General features: G+C 74.5%; 20 protein-coding genes, 2 pseudogenes and 1 riboswitch. Of the genes and pseudogenes, 13 read left to right on the top strand and 9 right to left on the bottom strand.

Annotated features, from left to right (window positions below; all coding sequences use genetic code 11):
• Positions 1-49 precede the first annotated feature (49 nt).
• Positions 50-742 (bottom strand): riboflavin synthase, encoded by a 693-nt coding sequence (locus AB2U05_RS28675; RefSeq protein WP_045709701.1) that lies wholly within the window; start codon positions 740-742, stop codon positions 50-52.
• Between the two features lie 277 nt (positions 743-1,019).
• A riboswitch (FMN riboswitch) is annotated at positions 1,020-1,147 on the bottom strand.
• Between the two features lie 207 nt (positions 1,148-1,354).
• On the opposite strand from AB2U05_RS28675, the gene AB2U05_RS28670 reads away from it, so the two are divergent.
• Positions 1,355-1,600 carry an SCO4226 family nickel-binding protein gene (locus AB2U05_RS28670; protein ID WP_045694632.1) on the top strand — a complete coding sequence of 82 codons (246 nt, stop codon included), beginning with the start codon at positions 1,355-1,357 and terminating at the stop codon, positions 1,598-1,600.
• A 68-nt stretch (positions 1,601-1,668) separates the two neighbouring features.
• Here AB2U05_RS28670 and AB2U05_RS28665 read toward each other — a convergent pair whose 3' ends face one another.
• Positions 1,669-1,983 carry an antibiotic biosynthesis monooxygenase gene (locus AB2U05_RS28665; RefSeq protein WP_157882041.1) on the bottom strand — a complete coding sequence of 105 codons (315 nt, stop codon included), beginning with the start codon at positions 1,981-1,983 and terminating at the stop codon, positions 1,669-1,671.
• Positions 1,984-2,189: 206 nt separating this feature from the next.
• Between AB2U05_RS28665 and AB2U05_RS28660 the strand changes: the two genes are divergently transcribed.
• A complete protein-coding gene (locus AB2U05_RS28660) occupies positions 2,190-2,885 on the top strand; it encodes an MSMEG_1061 family FMN-dependent PPOX-type flavoprotein (protein ID WP_369184642.1) in 696 nt (231 codons plus the stop codon).
• Positions 2,886-2,904: 19 nt separating this feature from the next.
• Here the strand turns inward: AB2U05_RS28660 and AB2U05_RS28655 are convergent, their stop codons facing one another.
• Entirely contained in the window at positions 2,905-3,189 is a 285-nt protein-coding gene (locus AB2U05_RS28655; protein ID WP_369184641.1) for a YegP family protein, read from the bottom strand.
• Positions 3,190-3,284: 95 nt separating this feature from the next.
• Between AB2U05_RS28655 and AB2U05_RS28650 the strand changes: the two are divergent.
• From AB2U05_RS28650 to AB2U05_RS28625, 6 genes and pseudogenes are all read left to right on the top strand, one after another.
• Positions 3,285-3,703: pseudogene (locus AB2U05_RS28650) on the top strand (HIT family protein).
• Positions 3,704-3,773: 70 nt separating this feature from the next.
• A pseudogene (locus AB2U05_RS28645) lies at positions 3,774-4,151 on the top strand (serine hydrolase); the annotation flags it as partial.
• Complete coding sequence (locus tag AB2U05_RS28640) at positions 4,151-4,855, top strand: serine hydrolase domain-containing protein (RefSeq protein ID WP_369186009.1); 705 nt, start codon at positions 4,151-4,153, stop codon at positions 4,853-4,855. The pseudogene AB2U05_RS28645 and the gene AB2U05_RS28640, both read left to right, overlap by 1 nt.
• 196 nt (positions 4,856-5,051) lie before the next feature.
• Positions 5,052-6,236, top strand: coding sequence for an acetyl-CoA C-acyltransferase (locus AB2U05_RS28635; protein ID WP_369186008.1), 1,185 nt, complete (start codon positions 5,052-5,054; stop codon positions 6,234-6,236).
• Positions 6,237-6,388: 152 nt separating this feature from the next.
• On the top strand, positions 6,389-7,585 hold the full coding sequence (locus AB2U05_RS28630) for an alpha/beta hydrolase family protein (RefSeq protein ID WP_369184640.1): 1,197 nt from the start codon (positions 6,389-6,391) through the stop codon (positions 7,583-7,585).
• Positions 7,586-7,667: 82 nt separating this feature from the next.
• Positions 7,668-8,153 (top strand): Imm21 family immunity protein, encoded by a 486-nt coding sequence (locus AB2U05_RS28625; RefSeq protein WP_045694624.1) that lies wholly within the window; start codon positions 7,668-7,670, stop codon positions 8,151-8,153.
• A 25-nt stretch (positions 8,154-8,178) separates the two neighbouring features.
• On the opposite strand, the gene AB2U05_RS28620 is transcribed toward AB2U05_RS28625, so the two are convergent.
• Entirely contained in the window at positions 8,179-9,129 is a 951-nt protein-coding gene (locus tag AB2U05_RS28620; protein ID WP_369184639.1) for a pseudouridine synthase, read from the bottom strand.
• Between the two features lie 143 nt (positions 9,130-9,272).
• On the opposite strand from AB2U05_RS28620, the gene AB2U05_RS28615 reads away from it, so the two are divergent.
• Entirely contained in the window at positions 9,273-9,662 is a 390-nt protein-coding gene (locus tag AB2U05_RS28615; RefSeq protein ID WP_369184638.1) for a DUF3224 domain-containing protein, read from the top strand.
• Between the two features lie 133 nt (positions 9,663-9,795).
• Positions 9,796-10,614 carry a DUF5995 family protein gene (locus AB2U05_RS28610; protein WP_063773481.1) on the top strand — a complete coding sequence of 273 codons (819 nt, stop codon included), beginning with the start codon at positions 9,796-9,798 and terminating at the stop codon, positions 10,612-10,614.
• Here AB2U05_RS28610 and AB2U05_RS28605 read toward each other — a convergent pair.
• The gene (locus AB2U05_RS28605; RefSeq protein ID WP_045694618.1) at positions 10,575-12,014 is read right to left on the bottom strand and encodes a GuaB1 family IMP dehydrogenase-related protein; all 1,440 of its coding nucleotides are present in this window, start codon (positions 12,012-12,014) and stop codon (positions 10,575-10,577) included. The two genes, AB2U05_RS28610 and AB2U05_RS28605, sit on opposite strands and share 40 nt — an antisense overlap.
• A 309-nt stretch (positions 12,015-12,323) precedes the next feature.
• Between AB2U05_RS28605 and AB2U05_RS28600 the strand changes: the two genes are divergently transcribed.
• Entirely contained in the window at positions 12,324-13,823 is a 1,500-nt protein-coding gene (locus AB2U05_RS28600) for an SDR family NAD(P)-dependent oxidoreductase (RefSeq protein WP_369184637.1), read from the top strand.
• Between the two features lie 21 nt (positions 13,824-13,844).
• Positions 13,845-14,297, top strand: a complete 453-nt coding sequence (locus AB2U05_RS28595) for an NUDIX domain-containing protein (RefSeq protein ID WP_052706476.1) — start codon at positions 13,845-13,847, stop codon at positions 14,295-14,297.
• An 81-nt stretch (positions 14,298-14,378) separates the two neighbouring features.
• Here the strand turns inward: AB2U05_RS28595 and AB2U05_RS28590 are convergent, their stop codons facing one another.
• The 3 genes from AB2U05_RS28590 to AB2U05_RS28580 are packed head-to-tail and all read right to left on the bottom strand — an operon-like array spanning position 14,379 to position 17,838.
• Positions 14,379-16,634: an FtsX-like permease family protein gene (locus AB2U05_RS28590; protein WP_369184636.1), complete on the bottom strand. Its 2,256-nt coding sequence runs from the start codon at positions 16,632-16,634 to the stop codon at positions 14,379-14,381.
• Entirely contained in the window at positions 16,631-17,317 is a 687-nt protein-coding gene (locus AB2U05_RS28585; RefSeq protein ID WP_045709694.1) for an ABC transporter ATP-binding protein, read from the bottom strand. Before AB2U05_RS28585 ends, AB2U05_RS28590 begins: the two co-directional genes overlap by 4 nt.
• On the bottom strand, positions 17,314-17,838 hold the full coding sequence (locus AB2U05_RS28580; protein ID WP_045694613.1) for a PadR family transcriptional regulator: 525 nt from the start codon (positions 17,836-17,838) through the stop codon (positions 17,314-17,316). Before AB2U05_RS28580 ends, AB2U05_RS28585 begins: the two co-directional genes overlap by 4 nt.
• A 275-nt stretch (positions 17,839-18,113) precedes the next feature.
• Here AB2U05_RS28580 and AB2U05_RS28575 point away from each other — a divergent pair, with 275 nt between their 5' ends.
• A complete protein-coding gene (locus AB2U05_RS28575) occupies positions 18,114-18,770 on the top strand; it encodes a hypothetical protein (protein WP_045694611.1) in 657 nt (218 codons plus the stop codon).
• Positions 18,771-18,787: 17 nt separating this feature from the next.
• On the opposite strand, the gene AB2U05_RS28570 is transcribed toward AB2U05_RS28575, so the two are convergent.
• A complete protein-coding gene (locus AB2U05_RS28570) occupies positions 18,788-19,465 on the bottom strand; it encodes a YoaK family protein (RefSeq protein WP_045709692.1) in 678 nt (225 codons plus the stop codon).
• Positions 19,466-19,470 lie beyond the last annotated feature (5 nt).

Genomic DNA, 19,470 nt, shown 5'->3' with positions numbered 1-19,470 from the left:
CACTTCACCGGCTGGCCGAAGGCGGTGAAGGCTTCCGCGCTGAGCCAGTTCACTTGGTCTCCCCCGGGGTGTTCGCGTCGGGCAGGGGCGGGAGGCCGGGCAGGGCGGGGAGGGTGCGCGACTCGAGCAGGCGCTCGACGTACTTCGCGAGCACGTCCACCTCCAGGTTGACGCTCTCGCCGACCGTCTTGGCGCCGAGCGTGGTCAGCGCGAGGGTGGCCGGGATCAGGCTCACGGTGAAGCTGTCCCGGGCGGCCTCCACCACGGTCAGGCTGACGCCGTCGACCGTGATCGAGCCCTTCTCCACCAGGTAGCGGGAGATGCTCTCCGGGAGGCTGAACCGCAGGACCTCCCAACGGAGTTCGCCGGCCGCGTCGCGCTCGCCGGGCTCGCGGGCGAGCAGCCGCCCGGTGGCGTCGACATGGCCCTGCACGAGGTGGCCGCCGAGCCGGGCGCCGAGCGCCATGGCGCGCTCCAGGTTCACCCGGGACCCTGGCTTCAGCTCGCCCAGGCTGGAGCGGTGCAGCGTCTCGGCCATCACGTCGGCGCTGAACTCGCCGGTGCCGGCGGCCAGTTCGTCGGGAGTGTCGACCACGGTCAGGCACACGCCGTTCACCGCGATGGAGTCGCCGTGCCGCGCGTCCGTACAGACCACCGGGCCGCGCAGGCGGATCCGCGAGGAGTCGCCGATCTCCTCGATCGACACGACCTCGCCGAGCTCTTCGATGATGCCGGTGAACACCCGGGTCTCCTCGCGCTTGGGGCGCGGACTCCGGGGCGGCAGAAGGGAGATGACACGGACGGGCACCGGTGCGCGAAGCCGCCGGTACGACCCGTCGCCGGGGTGCCGAGGCCGCCGGGGGATCGCTCTCCCGGCCCGGGAGACCCGCTCCCGCCGCTCACCTGACCGCGGCCGCCGCTCGTCGATCCCTCGTGCGCCGGTCTTCGAAGCTTCTCGCTTCGAGGCTCGCCGCCCGTTGTTCTCGGAGCTGGACCACGGGTACTGCTCATCGTCCGCCCGCGCACGCCTCCCATCCGGACTTTAACCGTCGGTCCAGGAATTTCACCTGGTCAACCGGCCGCTGGCTGCGGACGGGTCGCGGACTGTAACCGCCGGTTCGGATTTTCACCGACCCCGGAGTGCGCTGAACGTCACTGCTGTTGGCAACATTGTGCCACGCGCGGCGCGGGCGCAGGGAGGGGCCGCGGCTGTGGCCTGTTTCACGGCCGGGGCGGGAATGGCGGAGCCGGTCGCCGGGGGTGACGCTGGTAGCAGGGGCGTCGGCGGCGGCCCGCTCACGGGCTCCGACAGCGCCCCGGCAGGCACGCTTCGGCAGGCACGGAGGCGAGGACCATGAAGTTCATGGACGTCCACCACGGGATGGCCGGGATCACGGCGGAGCAGTTGCGGCAGGCCCACCAGGCCGACCTGGAGATCCAGGGCGACGAGGGCGTGCGGTTCGAACAGGCCTGGGCCGACCCGGACTCGGGCACGGTGTACTGCCTTTCCGAGGCGCCGTCCAAGGAGGCGGTGCAGCGGATCCACGACCGGACCGGGCACCCGGCGGACGAGATCCATCCGGTGCCGCTGTCGGTGTGAGGCGCGTGGTGGCGGGGCGCGGGGCGCGTGACCGTGGGTCGCGCGCCGGGCGCCGGACAGCCCGCGGCTCAGAGGGTGACGGGGGTGGCGACGGACGTGAAGTGGGTGACCTCCGGGGGGTGCGCGAGATAGCTCAGCTCGCCCTCCGACCAGACCGGCCGGATCCGCCACATCGGCCCGGCGTACCCGCGCAGGGCCTCCTCGTCGCGCCAGCGGCTCAGCACGAGCACCCGGTGCCCGTCCTCGGTCACCGAGCGCAGCAGCTCACCGCCGAGGCAGCCGTCCGTCCGCCCGAGCTGCGGAAGCACCTGGGCCGCCAGGTGCGCGCAGAACTCCTCCAGGCGGCCGGCGACAACCTGCCCGGCCCAGATCCTGATGATCACGACCACCACCTCCGTGCGGTCCCAGGTGAGTCCCTGGCCCCATTATCAGCGGAAAACCGCTGGTGGCGAGGGGTTCGGCCAGGGTTTCACGGAGGGCGACGGACGGGCCCGGCCGGCCGGGCGGGCGCCCGGGACGGCGGGGTGCGCGGCCGGGACGGCGGGGCGGGCCCTGGGGCACGCGGGGCGGCATCCCGTACATTCCCGCCATGACCATCGAACCGGAATCCTCTGTTCCGTCAGCCGCCGCCCAGAGCCGCCCGGCCGACCTGTTCGCCGCCCTCAGCGCGGGCGCCCTCACCGACCCCGCGCAGCTGCGCGAGATCTACGAGCAGCCCGGCGACCACGCGCGGCGCAAGCAGGTGGACCGGCTCCACGACGTGGCGAAGCGGCTGATCGCCTGCTCCTCGCTGGTGTTCGTGGCCAGCGCCGACGCGGACGGCAACTGCGACGTCTCGCCGCGCGGCGGCCCGGCCGGCCTGGTGTCCGTGCTCGACGACCACACCCTGGCGATACCGGACGCCACCGGCAACAAGCGCCTGGACACCCTGCGGAACATCCTGGAGAACGGCCGGGTCGGGCTGCTCTTCACCGTCCCCGGCCGGGACACCACGCTGCGGGTCAACGGCCGGGCCTGCGTGTCCGCCGACCCGGAGCTGCTGCGGCAGCTCACCGCCGTGGGCAAGCCGCCGCGCAGCGCGATCGTGGTGGCCGTCGAGGAGGTGTACGCGCACTGCCCGAAGGCCTTCCTGCGCGGCTCGGCGTGGCAGCCGGACCGCTGGCTCGCCAAGGACGCCCAGCCGAGCTCCGCCGAGGTCACCCTCTCGCACCTGCGGGACGACTCGCTGACCATCGAGATGATCGAGCAGACCGAGCGGGAGGCGCTGCTGTACCGGTACGAGTGACGCACCGGTACAGCGGATCTCACGCGGCCTTGGGCAGGTCCACCACCGAGGCGTCGACGGCCGCCCGCTGGACCGCGTCGACGCCCTTGTGCGCGGCCTCCTTGCTGGAGTAGCCCTGGCCGGTGGCGACGATCTCGCCGTTGCCCGCCTTCAGCCGGAACCGGAACTTGCCGCCGGCGTCCTCGTAGACCTCGAACTTGCCCGCCATCCGGGCCACCTCCTCGGTGGGGCCGCGCCGCCGCTCGACGGCGCGCTCGGGTACCTCCCCCGCCAGCACCGTGCGCCCGGCCCCGGGCGGACGCACCCGGCCGAGGGCCGTCCGGGTGACGTCCGGGTGACGTCGGGGCGCGGGAGGTTTGCGGAGGTGCCGGAGCGGGCGGCGGTGGCTTCAATGGACGGATGGACTGCGTGTTCTGTGCGGTGGTGGCCGGCCGGGAACCCGCCCACCGGGTGCTGGACGACGGGGCGGCGGTCGCCTTCCTGGACCGCCGACCGCTGTTCCGGGCCACGTCCTCGTCGTGCCGCGGGCCCACCACCGCACCCTGGCCGACCTGCCGGCCGCCGAGGTGGGCCCGTTCTTCCTGGCGGTGCAGCGCGTCGCGGCGGCGGTGGAGTCGGCGGACGGGCTGGGCGCGGCGGGCAGCTTCGTCGCAGCGAACAACCGGATCAGCCAGTCGGTGCCCCACCTGCACGTCCACGTGGTGCCGCGCAATCCCAAGGACGGGCTGCGCGGCTTCTTCTGGCCACGACGTCCGTACCCGGACGAGGCCGAGGCGGCGGCGGTCGCGGCCAGGCTGCGGGCCGCGCTCGGGGCCTGAGCCGTCCCGATGGGCCGAAATCGTGCACCCGGACGACGAGTTCGCTGGTGGGGTGCATAGGCTCGCCGGTATGAACGATCTCCTCCGCCTGGTGCAGAAGACCGCCGACCGGCTCGCGGACCGGCACGTCGGAGCGGTCGTCGCCGGGCTCGCCGGCGGGGAGGTCGAGATCCGCGGCGCCGGGCGCACCGGGCCGGACGGCGCGGCGCCCGGCCCGGACACGCTGTTCGAAATCGGCTCCGTCACCAAGGTGTTCACCTCCCTGGTCCTCGCGCGGCTCGCGCTGGACGGCACGGTCGGGCTGGACGACCCGCTCGCCGACGTGCTCGCCGGGGCGCTCGCCGACCTGCCGGCCGGCTCCGGGCGCGGGGCCACCCCGGTGCCGACCAGGAACGGACGGCCCGTCACCCTCCGGCAGCTCGCCACCCACACCTCCGGCCTCCCCGGCTGCCCCGGGGCCTCGCGGCCGGCGCCCTCATCGGCCCCAACCGGCCCGACCCGTACGCCCGTTGCACCACCGAGTACGTGCTGGCCGGGCTCGCCAGGACCCGACTGCGCGCCAAGCCCGGGCACGCCTTCCGCTACTCCAACCTCGGCGCCGGACTGCTCGGTCTCGCCCTCGCCCACCGGGCCGGCACCGGGTACGGAGACCTGGTCGCCCGCGAGGTCTGCGCACCGCTGGGGCTGGCCGACACCTGCGTGCGGGAGAACGAGGAGCAGGCCGGACGGCTCGCCCGCGGCCACACGCCGGGCGGGCGCCCGGTGCCCTACTGGGACCTCGCCGCCCTGCCCGGCATGGGCGGACTGCGCTCCACCGCCGCCGACCTCGTCGTGCTGCTCCGCGCCCAACTGGCCGCCGGCCACGCACCGGACGGCCCCCTGGCGGCGGCCGTCGCGCTCACCCGCGAGACCCGGCACCGCGTCAACCCCTTCGCGTGGGCCCACCTCGGCTGGCTCGGCCACCGCCTGCACAGCCAGCAGGGCGGACACCTGCAGATCTGGCACAACGGCGGGACGGGCGGGTTCGCCTCGTTCGTCGCCTTCGACCCGGACAAGCAGGTCGGGGTCGTGGTCCTCGCCAACACCCGCCGCCCGGTCGACGCGGCCGGAACCACCCTGCTGCGCCGCCTGCAGAACGGGCTCGGGGCGTAGGGGCAGGCGGCGGCCGGGGTCGCCGCACCCACTGCGCCGAGGCCGGTGGCCTACGCGACACCGACCCTTCGTATACGGATTGCAGGGCGGCGCCCTCTCCGAGCCCGACCACCCCCAAGAAGGTTGGATTATCGAACTCGCGAGTCCTATAGTGAGTTTGCTTTTCCAACCACCCTCTCAGGAAAGGCGGCCCGCCATGCGCGACGCCGTGATCGTCGAAGCCGTCCGCACACCGGTCGGCAAGGGCAAGCCGGGAGGCGCGCTCTCGTCCGTCCACCCGGTGGAACTGCTCGGCCGCGCACTGCGGGCCCTGGTCGACCGCAGCCGCATCGACCCCGCCCTGGTCGACGACGTGATCGGCGGCTGCGTCGACCAGGTCGCCGAGCAGGCGATGAACACCACCCGGTACGCGTGGCTGGCGGCCGGGCTGCCGGAGTCCGTCCCGGCGACCACCGTCGACCGGCAGTGCGGCTCCTCCCAGCAGGCCGTGCACTTCGCCGCCCAGGGGGTGATGGCCGGGGCGTACGACCTGGTGGTGGCCTGCGGGGTCGAGTCGATGAGCCGGGTGCCGATGTGGTCCAACGTGCCGCCGGGCGCCGACCCGTTCGGCGCACAGATCGCGGCCCGGTACCCGGGCGGGCTCGTCCCGCAGGGCGTCAGCGCCGAGCTGATCGCCGCCAAGTGGTCGATCTCGCGGGAGGCGATGGACGAGTTCGCGACCGGTTCGCACGCCAAGGCCGCGCGGGCCCACGCGCAGGGCCGGTTCGCGGACGAGCTGGTCCCCGTGGGCACCCCCGGCGGGCTGGTGACCATGGACGAGTCGGTGCGCCCCGGCACCACGCCCGAGGTGCTGGCCGGCCTGCGGCCGTCCTTCACCGACCCGGCCTACGCGGAGCGCTTCCCGCAGATCGACTGGTCGGTGACGGCCGGCAACAGCAGCCCGATCAACGACGGCGCCTCGGCCGTGCTGATCACGAGCAGCGAGACCGCCGCCCGGCTCGGGCTGCGCCCGCTGGCACGGCTGCACTCCTTCGCGGTCACCGGCTCGGACCCGCTGATGATGCTCACCGGCGTGCTGCCCGCGACCGAGAAGGTGCTGCGGCGGGCGGGCCTGTCGCTCTCGGACATCGACCTGTTCGAGGTGAACGAGGCCTTCGCCAGCGTCGTCCTGGCCTGGCTCCAGGAGACCGGCGCGGATCCGGCCCGGCTCAACGTCAACGGCGGCGCGATCGCGCTCGGCCACCCGCTGGGCGCCAGCGGCACCCGGCTGATGACCACCCTGGTCCACGAACTGCGCCGCCGCGGCGGGCGGTACGCGCTGCAGACCATGTGCGAGGCGGGCGGCCTGGCCAACGCCACGATCCTGGAGGCGCTGGCCTGAGCGCCGCCCCGCGCCGACCCGCACCGACCCGCACCGACCCCCGCCGTCCCCGGCCACCGGTGCCCCTAGGGGGCCGGTGGCCACCCCCCGGAGGGGATCACTACATCCCCGAGGTGACGTCAACTCCCGCGCGGCGCACCTACGGTGCTGACATGAGCCGACTTCGTCGCACCGCCGCCGCGGCAGCCCTGCTGCTCGCGCTGCCGCTGTCCGTCGCCACCGCCGTACCGGCCCTGGCCGCACCCTCGCCGGGCCGCCCCGCCCCCGTCACCGTCACCGTCGCCGACGCGGCGCCGGCGACCACCCCCGTCGAACTCCCCCGCCCGACCGGGCCGTTCGCCGTCGGGTTGGACGTCCTGCACCTCGTCGACGAGGACCGGCCGGACCCGTGGGTCCCCTCCGCCGGGCCGCGCCAGCTGATGGTCTCGATGTACTACCCCGCGCACCCCGGCACGGGCAGCCCCGCGCCGTACATGACGCCCGAGGCGGCGCGGCTGCTGCTGGACGCCAAGGTCCCCGGCAACCACCTCCCCACCGAGGCGCTGACCGGCACCCGGACCTGGGCGCGGGCCGACGCCCGACCGCAGGGCGGCCACTACCCGCTGATCGTCCTCTCCCCCGGCTTCACCGCACCGCGCACCGAACTGACCGGCCTCGCCGAGGACCTGACCAGCCGCGGGTACGTCGTCGCCCTGGTCGACCACACCTACGAGAACTCCGGCACCACCTTCCCGGACGGGACGACGCTGCCGTGCACCGTCTGCGGCACGCTGCACGACGACAAGGCGTGGGCGGGCCTGGACGCGAGCCGGGCGAAGGACGTCTCCTTCGTCCTCGACCGGCTCACCGACCGCCCCCACCCGGCCTGGCGCTACGCCCGCCTGATCGACCGCGACCGCATCGGCATGGCCGGGCACTCGGCCGGCGGCGCCGCGACCGTCCCCGCGCTGCTCACCGACGACCGCATCAAGGCCGGGGCCGACCTCGACGGCTCCCTGGACTACGCGGTGCCGGACTCCGGGATCGGCGGCAAGCCGTACCTGATGCTCGGGCGCGCGCTGGACGGTCCCGAGGACAAGTCCTGGACCGACGCCTGGGCCCGGCTCGACGGCTGGAAGCGGTGGATCACCTTCCACGGCGCCAACCACCTCAGCTTCACCGACCTGATGCTGTTCTCCGAGAAGTTCGGCCTGCCGACGCCGCCCGGCAGCACGATGTCCGCGCAGCGCGGCGTGGAGCTCACCCGCGCGTACGTCGCGGCCTTCTTCGACCTCCAGCTCAAGGGGATCGACCAGCCGCTGCTGGACGGGCCGACGCCGGCCAACCCGGAGGTGACGTTCCACTCCTGACCGGCCCGCCCGAGCGGAGCGGGCGCGGGAGCGGGAGGTCGACGATGCCGACTTCCCGCTCCCGCGTGCGAGGATCGCCCTCATGACGCACACGAAGCAGGCCTGGCTCGACGGCACGGACAGCGGTTGGTACGTGCTGTGCCCCGAAGCGACCGCCGCCGGGTGGACCGGCGAGGAGGCCGACGTGTTCGAGGGCGGCTACGCGGCCGTCCACCGGGTGGCCGGGCACGGCGACCTGCTCGTCCTGGGCGCGGAGCCGCTGCCCGTCCGCTGGCTGGCGCAGGAGCGGATCTTCGTCCGCCCCGTCGACCTCGACCTCGACGACGACCTCCGGCCGCCGGTGGCGGAGGCACTGCGCGCCGGCGTCTGGGAGGACGGCCCGGTGGCCGAGTTGACGGCCGGGCGGTACCTGCTCATCGACACCGTGGGCGGCGGCGCGGAGGCGATCGAGCTCGGCGAGTACCTGACCGTCGACCTCCCGCCCGGCCGCTACCGGGTGCAGTCGCTGCTCATCACGCCGGACCGGCCCGCGCCCTGCTACCTGGAGCGCCTCGTCCCGCTCGCTTGAGCTGCCGATCGGGCCGAACCGCAGATCAGGCCGGGCCGGCCGCCCAGGCCCGCGGGTCGGTCCAGGCGGCGAGGCTGCGGCGGGACTCGAAGCGGCGCTCCCGGCCCGTCAGCGGGTCGGTGAACTCGACGGCGGAGGCGAGGAGTTGCAGCGGCCGGCGGAAGTCGTCCGGGGCGGGTTCGGGCAGCACCTCGGGATACACCGGGTCGCCGAGGATCGGCAGGCCTAGGCCGCTCATGTGCAGCCGCAGCTGGTGGGTGCGGCCGCTGTGCGGCAGCAGGCGGTAGTGGGCGAGGCCGGCGCGCCGCTCCAGCAGTTCGATCCGGCTCTCGCTGTTCGGCGGCGCGTCGATCTCCCGGGCGGCGATGACCCCGCGCTCCTTGACGATGTGGCTGCGCACGGTGCGCGGCAGTTCCAGCGCCGGGTCGTACCCGGCGACGGCCCGGTACTCCTTGCGCACCCGCCGGTCGCGGAACAGCGTCTGGTACGCGCCGCGGTCCTCGGGGCGGACCACGAACATGGCGAGCCCGGCGGTGAGCCGGTCCAGGCGGTGCGCGGGGCTGAGCGCGGGCAGGTCGAGGCCGTGCCGCAGCCGGGAGAGCGCCGTCTCGGCGACGTGCCGCCCGCGCGGGGTGGTGGCCAGGAAGTGCGGTTTGTCGACGACGACCAGGTGCTCGTCGCGGTGCAGCACGACCAGTTCGAACGGGACGTGCACCTCCTCGGGGAGGTCCCGGTAGAACCACAGGTGCGCGCCGGGCAGGAACGGTTCCTCGGGGGCGATCGGGCCGTGCTCGCCGACGATCTCCCGCCCGGCCAGCGCCTCGTCGATCCGCTCGGCGCCGACCGCGGGCAGCCGCTCCACCAGGTACGCCCGGACGGTGGGCCAGTCGCCCTCGATCGGCAGGCGCAGGTGCGCCGGGTCCACGCCGTGGCGCTGCGGGAGGGGGGAGGTCGGGCGGCGGCTCTTGCGTCTCATCTCCCGGCCCAGCCTAGTGCGCCGGGCTGGGCATCAATGTCAGTGCCGTGTGCAAGGCTTCCCCCACGGTCGGCGAGGGGCCCGGCCGTGCGCGGGAGACGGCCGTGCGCGGGTGACGGCGCGGGTGACGAGGGGACAGTGCCATGGGGTTCAGGACTGCGGGGTCGTTCGAGCTGACCGCGTTCGAGCCGGTGGAGACGGAGGAGCGGGAGGGCGCCTCGTTCGGGCGGATCAGGATCGCCAAGACGTTCACGGGCGGCCTGAGCGGCACGAGCGAGGTGCGGATGCTGTCGGTGGGCGGGCCGGACGGCGCCCCCGCCTCCTACGTCGCCGTGGAGCACGTGACGGGTGAACTGGACGGGCGCACGGGCGGGTTCGTGCTCCAGCACACGGCCTGGGACACCGCGGGGACGACGATCCGCGTGGTCCCGGGCACGGGCTCGGGCGAGCTGGCCGGGATCACCGGGGAGTTCCACCTGACCGTCGACGAGACCGGTGCCCACACCTACGTCCTGGAGTACGAGCTGGGCTGACGACGACACGACACCACGCGGGGCCCGCGGGCCCGGACGTCACCTCGACGGCCGTGGCGCCGCACCCGCCGAGCGCCCGAGCGCGCTGTCACGATGATGCGATCAGTGCACGATCGGCATCGGAGGGTGGCACATGCCCGGGACGACGGTGGAGCACGAACCGGTCACGGTCGACGAGGTGGTCGACCGGCTGCGCGGGATCGGGGCGGCGCTGCCGCCGACGGACGGGGTGGCGGTGTTCAACCGGCTCTACCTCACCGTGACGGAGGCCGTCCGCGACCGGCTCGGCGGCGGGTACTTCGCCGACCCGCCGGCGGTGGCGGAGCTGGACGTGGTCTTCGCCGGGCGGTACCTGCTGGCCGTGGCCGCCGACGCGGCCGGGCAGGAGCCGCCCGCCTGCTGGCGGCCGCTGTTCGCACTGCGCGCCCACCCGGGCGTGCACCCGCTGCAGTTCGGCCTGGCCGGGATGGGCGCCCACATCCAGCACGACCTGCCGCTCGCCGTCGTCGACACCTGCCGCCGCCGGGGCTGCGCGCCGGCCGACGTCCAGGAGGACTACCACCGGATCAACGGGGTGCTGGCCGAGGTGGAGGCCGCCGTCCGGGAGCAGCTGATGCCCGGGCCCGACCTGCTGGAGCGCGCCGAACCGCTCACCCACCTGCTGGGCACCTGGTCGGTGGAAGCGGCCCGGGAGGGTGCCTGGGCGGCCGTGGAGGCGCTGTGGGAGCTGCGCGACCTGCCGGGCGCGGCGCGGGTGTTCGCCGCCGCGCTGGACGGCTCGGTCGGGCTGCTCGGCCGCGCCCTGCTGCTCCCGCTCGGCCCGGCCGGAACGGCCGCCGGCCGGCTCCCCGAGGCGAGGAACCGGCCGGACGGCGGTGCGGTGGCGGAGCCGGGCGATCAGGCCCGGCTCGATCAGGCCCAGCTGGAGTGCAGCGGCTTGCCCTCGGCGTAGCCGGCCGCGCTCTGCACACCGACGATCGCCTTCTCGTGGAACTCCTCCAGGGTGCCCGCGCCCGCGTAGGTGCAGGAGCTGCGCACCCCGGCCACGATGGAGTCGATCAGGTCCTCGACGCCCGGGCGGGCCGGGTCCAGGAACATCCGGGAGTGCGAGATGCCCTCCTCGAACAGCGCCTTGCGGGCCCGGTCGTACGAGGAGTCCTGGGCGGTGCGGTTGCTGACCGCGCGCGCCGAGGCCATGCCGAAGCTCTCCTTGTACTGGCGGCCGTCCGCGGCGGTCTGCAGGTCGCCCGGGGACTCGTAGGTGCCGGCGAACCAGGAGCCGATCATCACGTTGGAGGCGCCGGCGGCCAGCGCCATCGCGACGTCGCGCGGGTGGCGCACGCCGCCGTCCGCCCAGACGTGCTTGCCGAGCCGGCGCGCCTCGGCGGCGCACTCCAGCACGGCGGAGAACTGCGGCCGGCCGACGCCGGTCATCATCCGGGTGGTGCACATGGCGCCCGGGCCGACGCCGACCTTGAGGATGTCGGCACCGGCCTCGACCAGGTCGCGGACGCCGGCGGCGGAGACCACGTTGCCCGCCACGATCGGGACCTTCGGGTCCAGGCCGCGCACGGCGCGCAGCGCGCTGATCATGTTCTCCTGGTGGCCGTGCGCGGTGTCGACGACCAGCACGTCGGCGCCGGCGTCGAGCAGGGCCTTGGCCTTGCCCGCGACGTCGCCGTTGATGCCCACGGTGGCGGCGATCCGCAGCTTGCCGGCGGCGTCCACGGCCGGGGTGTACAGGGTGGCGCGCAGCGCGCCCTTGCGGGTGAGGAGGCCGACCAGCCGGCCCTCGCCGTCGACGACCGGGGCGAGCTTGCGGTGCGCCTCGGTGAGCTTGTCGAAGGCGGCGCGCGGGTCGATGTCCTGGTCCAGCACCAGCAGGTCGCGGGACATGATGTCGGCGAGGCTGGTGAAGCGGTCCACGCCCTGGCAGTCGGAGTCGGTGACGACGCCGACCGGCTTGCCGTCCTCGACCACGACGAGGGCGCCGTGCGCGCGCTTGGGCAGCAGGGAGAGCGCCTCGGCGACGGTGGCGCCCGGGGCGAGGGTGATCGGGGTGTCGAACACCAGGTGGCGCTGCTTGACCCAGGAGATGACCTCGGCGATCACCTCGGTCGGGATGTCCTGCGGGATGGCGACCAGGCCGCCGCGGCGGGCGACGGTCTCGGCCATCCGGCGACCGGCGATGGCGGTCATGTTGGCGACGACCAGCGGGATGGTGGTGCCGGTGCCGTCCTGGGAGGACAGGTCGACGGCCTGCCGGGAGCCCACGGCGGAACGGCTGGGGACCATGAAGACGTCGTCGTACGTCAAGTCGTACGAGGGCTTGAGGTCGTTCAGGAAGCGCATGAAGGGGGCTCTCTGGCTGGGGGGAGGTACACCTCGGGTGCGGTGGCGGCGAGGCCGTCAGGGCGCACTCGGGCGCCCGGCACCCAGCATTCGATTCTCCGTGAGGGGCGGGGCAAATGCCAGTTCGAGAGCGATTGCTGGGGCTGTGCACAAACCGCGTTCGGTGCTCCGCGCGTAGACTTGGATGATCCTCCAAAAGGCCTGCTCCGGGCCATCGGGACCGCCCCGGAACTCGGTCTTTCGCCCCGCCCCGGGCCGCTCCCGTAGCATTCACGCGGTAACGGTGAGGCGAATGGGAAAGCAGCGGGCGTGGACATCCAGCACCAGGACATCGAGCAGGGCCCGACCGAGGAGGAGATCGACTACGGCCCCGGCCTCGACCCGGAGCGCCTGAAGCTCTGCCTCGAAGTGATCGCCGAGCTCGACGAGCTGCACGTCGACCACCCGGACGCGATCACCGTCCGGCAGGCGGTCGGCGGCATATTCCGCACCCTCAAGCAGCGCCGCCGCCAGGAGACCCGGGCCCGGAAGACCGCCAACGACCGCGCGGTCACCGCCCGTACCGCCACCGGCGCCCCCACCCGGATCGACGACGAGACGGCCGGCGCCTTCGGCCTCACCACCGTCACCACCACCGAGATCGCCGGCATCCTGGAGCGGCCCCGCTCCTGCTACACCTGCAAGCAGCGGTACGTCGAGGTCGACGCGTTCTACCACAACCTCTGCCAGCGCTGCGCCGCGATCAACCGGGCCCGCCGCGACGCCCGGGCCGACCTGACCGGCAAGCGCGCGCTGCTCACCGGCGGCCGGGCCAAGATCGGGATGTACATCGCGCTGATGCTGCTGCGCGACGGCGCCCACACCACCATCACCACCCGCTTCCCGAACGACGCGATCCGCCGCTTCACGGCGATGCCGGACAGCGCCGAGTGGATCCACCGCCTCAAGATCGTCGGCATCGACCTGCGCGACCCCGCCCAGGTGCTGGCGCTCGCCGACGAGGTCGCCGCGGACGGCCCGCTGGACATCCTGATCAACAACGCCGCGCAGACCGTGCGCCGCCCGCCGGAGTCCTACCGCGAGCTGGTCAACGCCGAGTCCGCCCCGCTGCCGGCCGGCGAGCTGCCGCAGTCCACCACCATCGGCCGCTTCGGCAGCGGCAGCGTCGACCTGCCCGCCCTCCCCCACCAGGCGGGCGGCGACGGGCAGCGCCTCGCCGCCGAGGACGTCACCTCGCTCGCCCTGGTCACCGGCTCCGCCACGCCCGCCCGGATCGCGGCCGGCACCGCGATCGACGCCGGCGGCCTGGTGCCCGACCTCGCCGACACCAACAGCTGGGTGCAGACCGTCCAGGAGGTCGGCCCGGTCGAGCTGCTGGAGGTCCAGCTCTGCAACTCCACCGCGCCGTTCATCCTGATCAGCCGGCTGCGCCCGGCGATGGCGGCCTCCGCCTCGCGCCGCAAGTACGTGGTGAACGTGTCCGCGATGGAGGGCGTGTTCTCGCGCGGCTACAAGGGCGCCGGCCACCCGCACACCAACATGGCCAAGGCCGCGCTCAACATGCTCACCCGCACCAGCGCGCAGGAGATGTTCCAGACCGACGGCATCCTGATGACCGCCGTCGACACCGGCTGGATCACCGACGAGCGCCCGCACCCGGACAAGATGCGCCTCGCCGACGAGGGCTTCCACGCCCCGCTCGACCTGGTCGACGGCGCCGCCCGGGTGTACGACCCGATCGTGCGCGGCGAGGCCGGCGAGGACCTGTACGGCTGCTTCCTCAAGGACTACGAGCGCGCCAACTGGTAACCAGCTGAAGGAGGACCCGAGTTGACCACCGCTCCGATGCTCGGCGCCGGGATCATCGTGCCCACCGGCGACGGCCGGGTGCTGATCGGCCGCCGCACCACCGCCGGCGAGCCGCCCACCTGGAGCCTGCCCGGCGGCAAGGTCGACCCGGGCGAGTCCTTCGAGCAGACGGCGGCGCGCGAACTCGCCGAGGAGACCGGCATCGTGCTGCCCGCCGAGCGGATGCGGGTGCTCGCCGTCCACCTCGACCACGAGCTCGGCCGGCCCCGGCTGACCGCCGCCGTGCTCGCGCCGCCGAGCCTGGCGGAGGCGGTGGTCACCGAGCCGCACGCCTGCGCCGGCTGGGAGCGCGTGCCGGTGGACGCGCTGCCGCGGCCGATGTTCTACCCGTCCGCGCTGGTGCTCGGCAGCTGGCTGTCCGAGCCGGTCGTCGAACGCCGGGCCGCCACGCACGGCTACCCCGTCGCCCGCTGATCGGCGGGCGACGGGGCAACAGGGCAACAGGGCAACAGGGCAACGGGGCAACTCCCCCGCGGGGCACCTCCCTTACGGTGCTCAGCCGTTGCGGGCCGCTTCCGGCCCGGTGATCCGGCGCAGCAGCGGCAGCGTCGAGGCGATGATCCCCAGCGAGGCGACGATCCCGAAGGACGTCAGCCCGTAGTACAGCGCGCCGGGCGACGCCAGGTCGTACCCCATCTGCGACCTGAGGAACAGCGCCGCCGACGCGAAGCCCGTCCCGATCGCGAGCGCCGCCACCACCAGCAGCGGCAGTGCGCTCTCCAGCCCGACCACCCGTTGCAGCAGCCGCAGCGGCGCCCCGGTCAGCCGCAGCATCGCGAACGGGCGGCGGCGGTCGGACAGTCCGGCGACCACGCTCACCGCGAGGCCGCAGCCGGCGATCGGCAGGGTGGTCAGCAGCACGACGTTCGCCAGCTGGCGCCAGCCCTGGAGCTTCTTCTGCGCCTCGGAGGCCCAGTCGTCGGCCACCCGGGCCACGTGCGTCGGGTAGTTGCGGCTGAAGATCGTCCGCAGCCGCTCCATGGCCGGCGTGGAGCCGTCCGTGGTCGCGTAGATCAGCCGGACCGGCAGCTTGTCGACCTCCTCGGGGGAGATCGGCACCGCCGGCCACTCGTGGCCCGAGTCCGACTGGAGGTCCACGAACTGGAAGCGGTCGACGGCCGCGACGGCGGCGCCGGGCGCGCAGTGGCCGACCATCGGGATCTGCGCCAGCTCCGAGCAGCGCACCAGGACCGGGACGAGCGGGCGGTCGCCGCGGCGCACCGCGCCCAGGCGCGCCGGGTTCTCGTGCGCCAGCGCCATCCCCTCGAAACCGGGCACGGCCCGGGCCTGCGCCGCGACGTCGGCGGAGACCGCGGGGATCGTGCCCGCGACGTCCCCGTTGATCACGCTGTCCCCGGCCAGCAGCGGGTCGTCCACGATCGCCTTGCGTACCAGCGCGTCACCGCCAAGGGCGGTTCCCCGCTCGGCGTTGATCGTGCCGATGATCCCGACCGTCGCCGTGGTCACGAACAGCGCCAGCACCAGGCCGGCCACCGCGCGGAACCCCGTCTTCGGGTCGTCCGCCAGCCGCCGCATCGCGATCAGCGAGGCCGGCCGGCCGGTCCGCCGGGCGACGGCCCGGGCGGCGGCCATCGTCAGCCACGGCCCGCCGATCACCAGGCCCAGCATCACCAGCACGAAGCCGCTCAGGTAGCCCGCCGACTGGCCGCTGGTCGTCGACGGGTGCCGGACGACCAGGTAGCCCAGCTCGGCCAGGCCCGCCACCAGCGGGATCAGCCGCCAGGCGCGCGGCGGCTTCGGCGTCACCCGGCGCGACACCCCGAGCGGGGAGACCACCACCCGGCGCAGCGCCAGCCGGGCGGCCGCCGCCGCCGCGAGCGGCACGCCCAGCGCCACCCCGGCCGCCTGGGCGGGGCTCAGGCCGAGGTCCGTCACGAAGAACCGGTCGCCGGTGAACGGCACGTCCGCGACCAGCGGCCGCAGCGCGAAGTACACGCCGAAGCCGGCCAGGGTGCCGGCCACCGCCGCGACCGCGGACTCCACCGCCGAGACCACCGAGATCTGCCCCGGCGTCGCCCCGACCAGCCGCATCGCGGCGAAGCGCTGCTCGCGGGAGGCGGCGGAGAGCCGGGTGGCGGTGCCGATGAAGACCAGCACCGGGAAGATCAGCGCACCCGCCACCACGGTGAGGATCAGCAGCATCGAGTCGCCGTGCACGCCCGCGCCGAAGCAGGCGTGGTCGCACTCGGCCGGGACCGTGGTCGCGATGGAGGTCACGGCCGTGGCCCCGGGCAGCGCCCGCACCTCGTCGACCGTGCCGCCCACGACGACCGTCAGGCTGTCCGGGGAGGGCAGCGCCGCGTCGCCGACGGTGCCGGCCAGGCGGCCCGGGAAGCGGTCCGCCAGTTCGGCGGCCGGGGTGTCGCGCATCAGCTTCTGCAGCGCGGGCGAGGCGGCGTACTCGCCCGGGGCCGGCAGCCCGGTCAGGCCCGGCGGCACCGGCGCGGTGGGCCCCTCGGCGGCGACCTCGACCCGGAAGACGGACCTGCCGTCGTGGTAGTCCTCCCGGGCTTCCCACCACAGGCGGTCCACCGGGGCCGTGGCCGTCGCGCCGGCGGCGCCCGTGTTCATCCAGCGCTGGCGGTCGTTGACCCGGTCCAGCGCGTTGACGGCGGCGAACGTGGAGAGCAGCAGCCCCACGCCGATCGCCACCGCCGCCGTGATCGTGACCAGCCGGGCCAGGGCCTCCCGGCCGCCGCTGACGGTCAGGCGCAGCGAGAAGGGGATCACGGGGCCACCGATCCGGCCCGCAGCGTACGGGCCCGGCCGTCGCGCACGATCGCCTCGCGGTCCGCGTAGGCGGCGACCCGGGCCTCGTGGGTGACCAGGACGACCGTGGTGCCCTGCTCGCGGGCCGCGCCGACCATCAGCTCCATCACCTGCTCGCCGGTCAGCGAGTCCAGCGCGCCGGTCGGCTCGTCGGCGAACAACACCTGCGGGCGGGCCACCAGGCCGCGGGCGAGCGCCACGCGTTGGGCCTGACCGCCGGACAGTTCACCGGAGCGGCGGCCCTGCATGCCGTCCAGGCCGAGCCGGGCGAACCAGGGCCGGGCCTCGGCGAGGGCGGCGGAGCGGCGCACTCCGTTCAGCAGCAGCGGCAGGGCGACGTTCTCCTCGGCCGTCAACTCCGGCACCAGCTGGCCGAACTGGAACACGAAGCCGAACTTGTCGCGGCGCAGGGCGCTGCGCCGGGCCTCCGGCAGGGTGTCGATGCGCTGCCCGTTGAACAGCACCTCGCCCGCGTCGGGCACCAGGATGCCGGCCAGGCAGTGCAGCAGCGTCGACTTGCCGGAGCCGCTGGGGCCCATCACGGCCAGCACCTCGCCGGCCTCGACGGACAGGCTCGCCCCGCGCAGGGCGGGCGTCTCGCCGAAGGCGAGGGCGAGGTCGCGGGCCTCGATGACGGTGGTCATGAGCGCACCTCCGCGGCGAGCACGTCGAGTCGGGCGACGGTCAGGTCGATCCAGCGCAGGTCCGCCTCCAGGTGGAACAGGCCGTGGTCGGCGAGCAGGGCGTCCACCAGCGGTCCGGAGCGGCGCAGTTCGGTGAGTTCGCGCATCCGGCGCAGGTGGGCGGCGCGCTGGGTGTCCAGGTACAGCTCGGCGTCGCGGCCGAGCATCAGGGCCAGCACGACCTTGGTGAACAGGACGGACTGCAGGGTGGGTTCGGGCGCGACCGGCTCCTGGAGCCAGGTCTCGAACTCGGTGGCCCCGGTCTCGGTGATCACGTAGCGCTTGCGGTCGGGCCCGTCGCCGGGCTCGGCCTCGCCGGCGACGATCTTGCCGTCCCGGGCCAGCCGGCCGAGCGTGGAGTACACCTGGCCGTACGGGAGGGGCTTTCCCCGGCTGAAGAAGGTGTCGTAGTCGCGCTTGAGGTCGTAGCCGTGACTCGGCTCCCGCTCCAGCAGCCCCAACAGGGTCAGAGGAACACTCATGAGGAGGACCATACACCCGGAGTAGATACTGAGTGTATATACGGGAAGAAGAAGGCTCTGACCTGGGAGGACAGTTGACGGATCGACACAGGCGGGCGGCGGCCCCCGCCGAGGGCCGAAGGGCCCGGGCGGGGAGGGTCGGTCGTACCCGGGGGTAACGGCGCGGCCACCGTGCTCTTGTGCGGGGACGGTCATCGGGTGGAAATTGGTGGAGCTTCCGCGCCGGACGGCGGCGGAACTCCCGCACGCACCCCGCATCCTGAGGAGCCCTCGACGTGTCCACCACCCCCGGCCCGGGCCGGCCCGCCTCGCCCCCGCGGCGAATCGGCCGCGCGCTGCGGCGGGCCTGCGGTGCCCGGCACGAACCGCTCGCCCGCGGCCTCGACCGCTCCCGGTCCCGGGCCTGGCTGCTCACCCTCCTCGGGGCGGTGCTCGCCGCCGCCCTCGCCACCGGCGGCGCGCTGCTCGCCTACCAAGCCTCCACCGCGCAGGCCGACGCGGACCGGGCCCGCCTGCACCGGGTCGACGCCCTCGTGCTCGGCGCGGCCGACCACCCGGCGGCCGGCGGCGGCCGGTTCACCGAGGGCTTCAGCGGCCGGGCGGGCGTCCGGGCCGCCTGGACGGACCCGCGGGGCACCCGGCACACCGGCGTCGTCGACGCCCCGCGCCCGGTCGCGGACGGCAGCACCCTCCCGGTCTGGGTCGACGGCTCCGGCAACGCCGTCGAGCCGCCGCTCGAACACACCGCCCTCGCCGTCTCGGCCGGCTGCACCGGCGTCGGCGGCCTGCTCGTCCTGCTCGCCCTGCTGGTGGTCGGGTTGCGGCTGCGCCTGCGCGCCCTCGACCGGCGCGCCGACCAGCTCTGGGCCGCCGGCTGGGCGCGCCTCGAACCGCTCTGGAGCGGGCGCGCCAGCCGTCACCGGGAGGACTGACCCGGGGGCGGAGGGCCTCAGACCGGGTCGGTCCAGGCCGGTGCCGGGAAGGGCCTGGACGCCCGGCGGGTGAGGGCGGCGACGCCGGTCAGCAGGGCCAGGGCGAGCGCCAGGGCGACCGGCACCGAGGTGTGCAGGACCAGGAGGGCGCCGAGCAGCGCGCCCGCGAACATCCAGACGGCGGAGGCGAGTCGGCGGACGCCGGTGCGGTCGGCGGCCAGGGCGGTGATGGTCATGGTGAGCACGGTGGTGGTCAGGTCGGGCACCTTCAGTGCGCGGACCACCGCGTTCTGCCCGCCCATCGCGAAGCCGAGCAGCCCGATCAGGGTGTAGCGCACCCCTTCGGCGCTGTGCCCGGCGACGGCCGCGAGCACCGTGCTCGCCGCGACGAGCACGGCCTGGGCGGTGACGGCGGCGGTCAGCAGGCGCCCCCGGTGGCCCGGCAGCCGGCGGGCCAGGTGCCCGCCGGCGAGGGCGCCGAGCAGGAAGGCCGCGAGCGCGGCGAGCGAGGCGGTCGCGGACAGGCCGGCCGCCCCGGCCAGGGCGAACCCGAGGAACACCACGTTGCCGGTCATGTTGGCGACGAAGACGTGCCCGAGTTCGAGGTAGCTGACCGCGTCCACCACCCCGGTCACCACGGTGAGCGCCAGCAGCATCGGCACGAGCGGCCCGTGCCTGGGGTCGGGCGTGAGCATCGGGC

Source organism: Streptomyces sp. Y1, from assembly GCF_041053115.1.
Taxonomy (GTDB): Bacteria; Actinomycetota; Actinomycetes; order Streptomycetales; family Streptomycetaceae; genus Kitasatospora; species Kitasatospora rubellomurina.
Note: the sequence above shows the minus strand (reverse complement) of the source record. Positions and strands in the feature narration are given on the sequence as shown.

Excerpts from the sequence above, each read along its gene's own strand:
- AB2U05_RS28615 (WP_369184638.1), top strand. The coding sequence starts at position 9,273 with ATGGGGTTCAGGACTGCGGGGTCGTTCGAGCTGACCGCGTTCGAGCCG.
- AB2U05_RS28625 (WP_045694624.1), top strand. The coding sequence starts at position 7,668 with ATGACGCACACGAAGCAGGCCTGGCTCGACGGCACGGACAGCGGTTGG.
- AB2U05_RS28605 (WP_045694618.1), bottom strand. The coding sequence starts at position 12,014 with ATGCGCTTCCTGAACGACCTCAAGCCCTCGTACGACTTGACGTACGAC.
- AB2U05_RS28630 (WP_369184640.1), top strand. The coding sequence starts at position 6,389 with ATGAGCCGACTTCGTCGCACCGCCGCCGCGGCAGCCCTGCTGCTCGCG.
- AB2U05_RS28635 (WP_369186008.1), top strand. The coding sequence starts at position 5,052 with ATGCGCGACGCCGTGATCGTCGAAGCCGTCCGCACACCGGTCGGCAAG.
- AB2U05_RS28585 (WP_045709694.1), bottom strand. The coding sequence starts at position 17,317 with ATGACCACCGTCATCGAGGCCCGCGACCTCGCCCTCGCCTTCGGCGAG.
- AB2U05_RS28610 (WP_063773481.1), top strand. The coding sequence starts at position 9,796 with ATGCCCGGGACGACGGTGGAGCACGAACCGGTCACGGTCGACGAGGTG.
- AB2U05_RS28660 (WP_369184642.1), top strand. The coding sequence starts at position 2,190 with ATGACCATCGAACCGGAATCCTCTGTTCCGTCAGCCGCCGCCCAGAGC.
- AB2U05_RS28580 (WP_045694613.1), bottom strand. The coding sequence starts at position 17,838 with ATGAGTGTTCCTCTGACCCTGTTGGGGCTGCTGGAGCGGGAGCCGAGT.
- AB2U05_RS28570 (WP_045709692.1), bottom strand. The coding sequence starts at position 19,465 with ATGCTCACGCCCGACCCCAGGCACGGGCCGCTCGTGCCGATGCTGCTG.
- AB2U05_RS28620 (WP_369184639.1), bottom strand. The coding sequence starts at position 9,129 with ATGAGACGCAAGAGCCGCCGCCCGACCTCCCCCCTCCCGCAGCGCCAC.
- AB2U05_RS28670 (WP_045694632.1), top strand. The coding sequence starts at position 1,355 with ATGAAGTTCATGGACGTCCACCACGGGATGGCCGGGATCACGGCGGAG.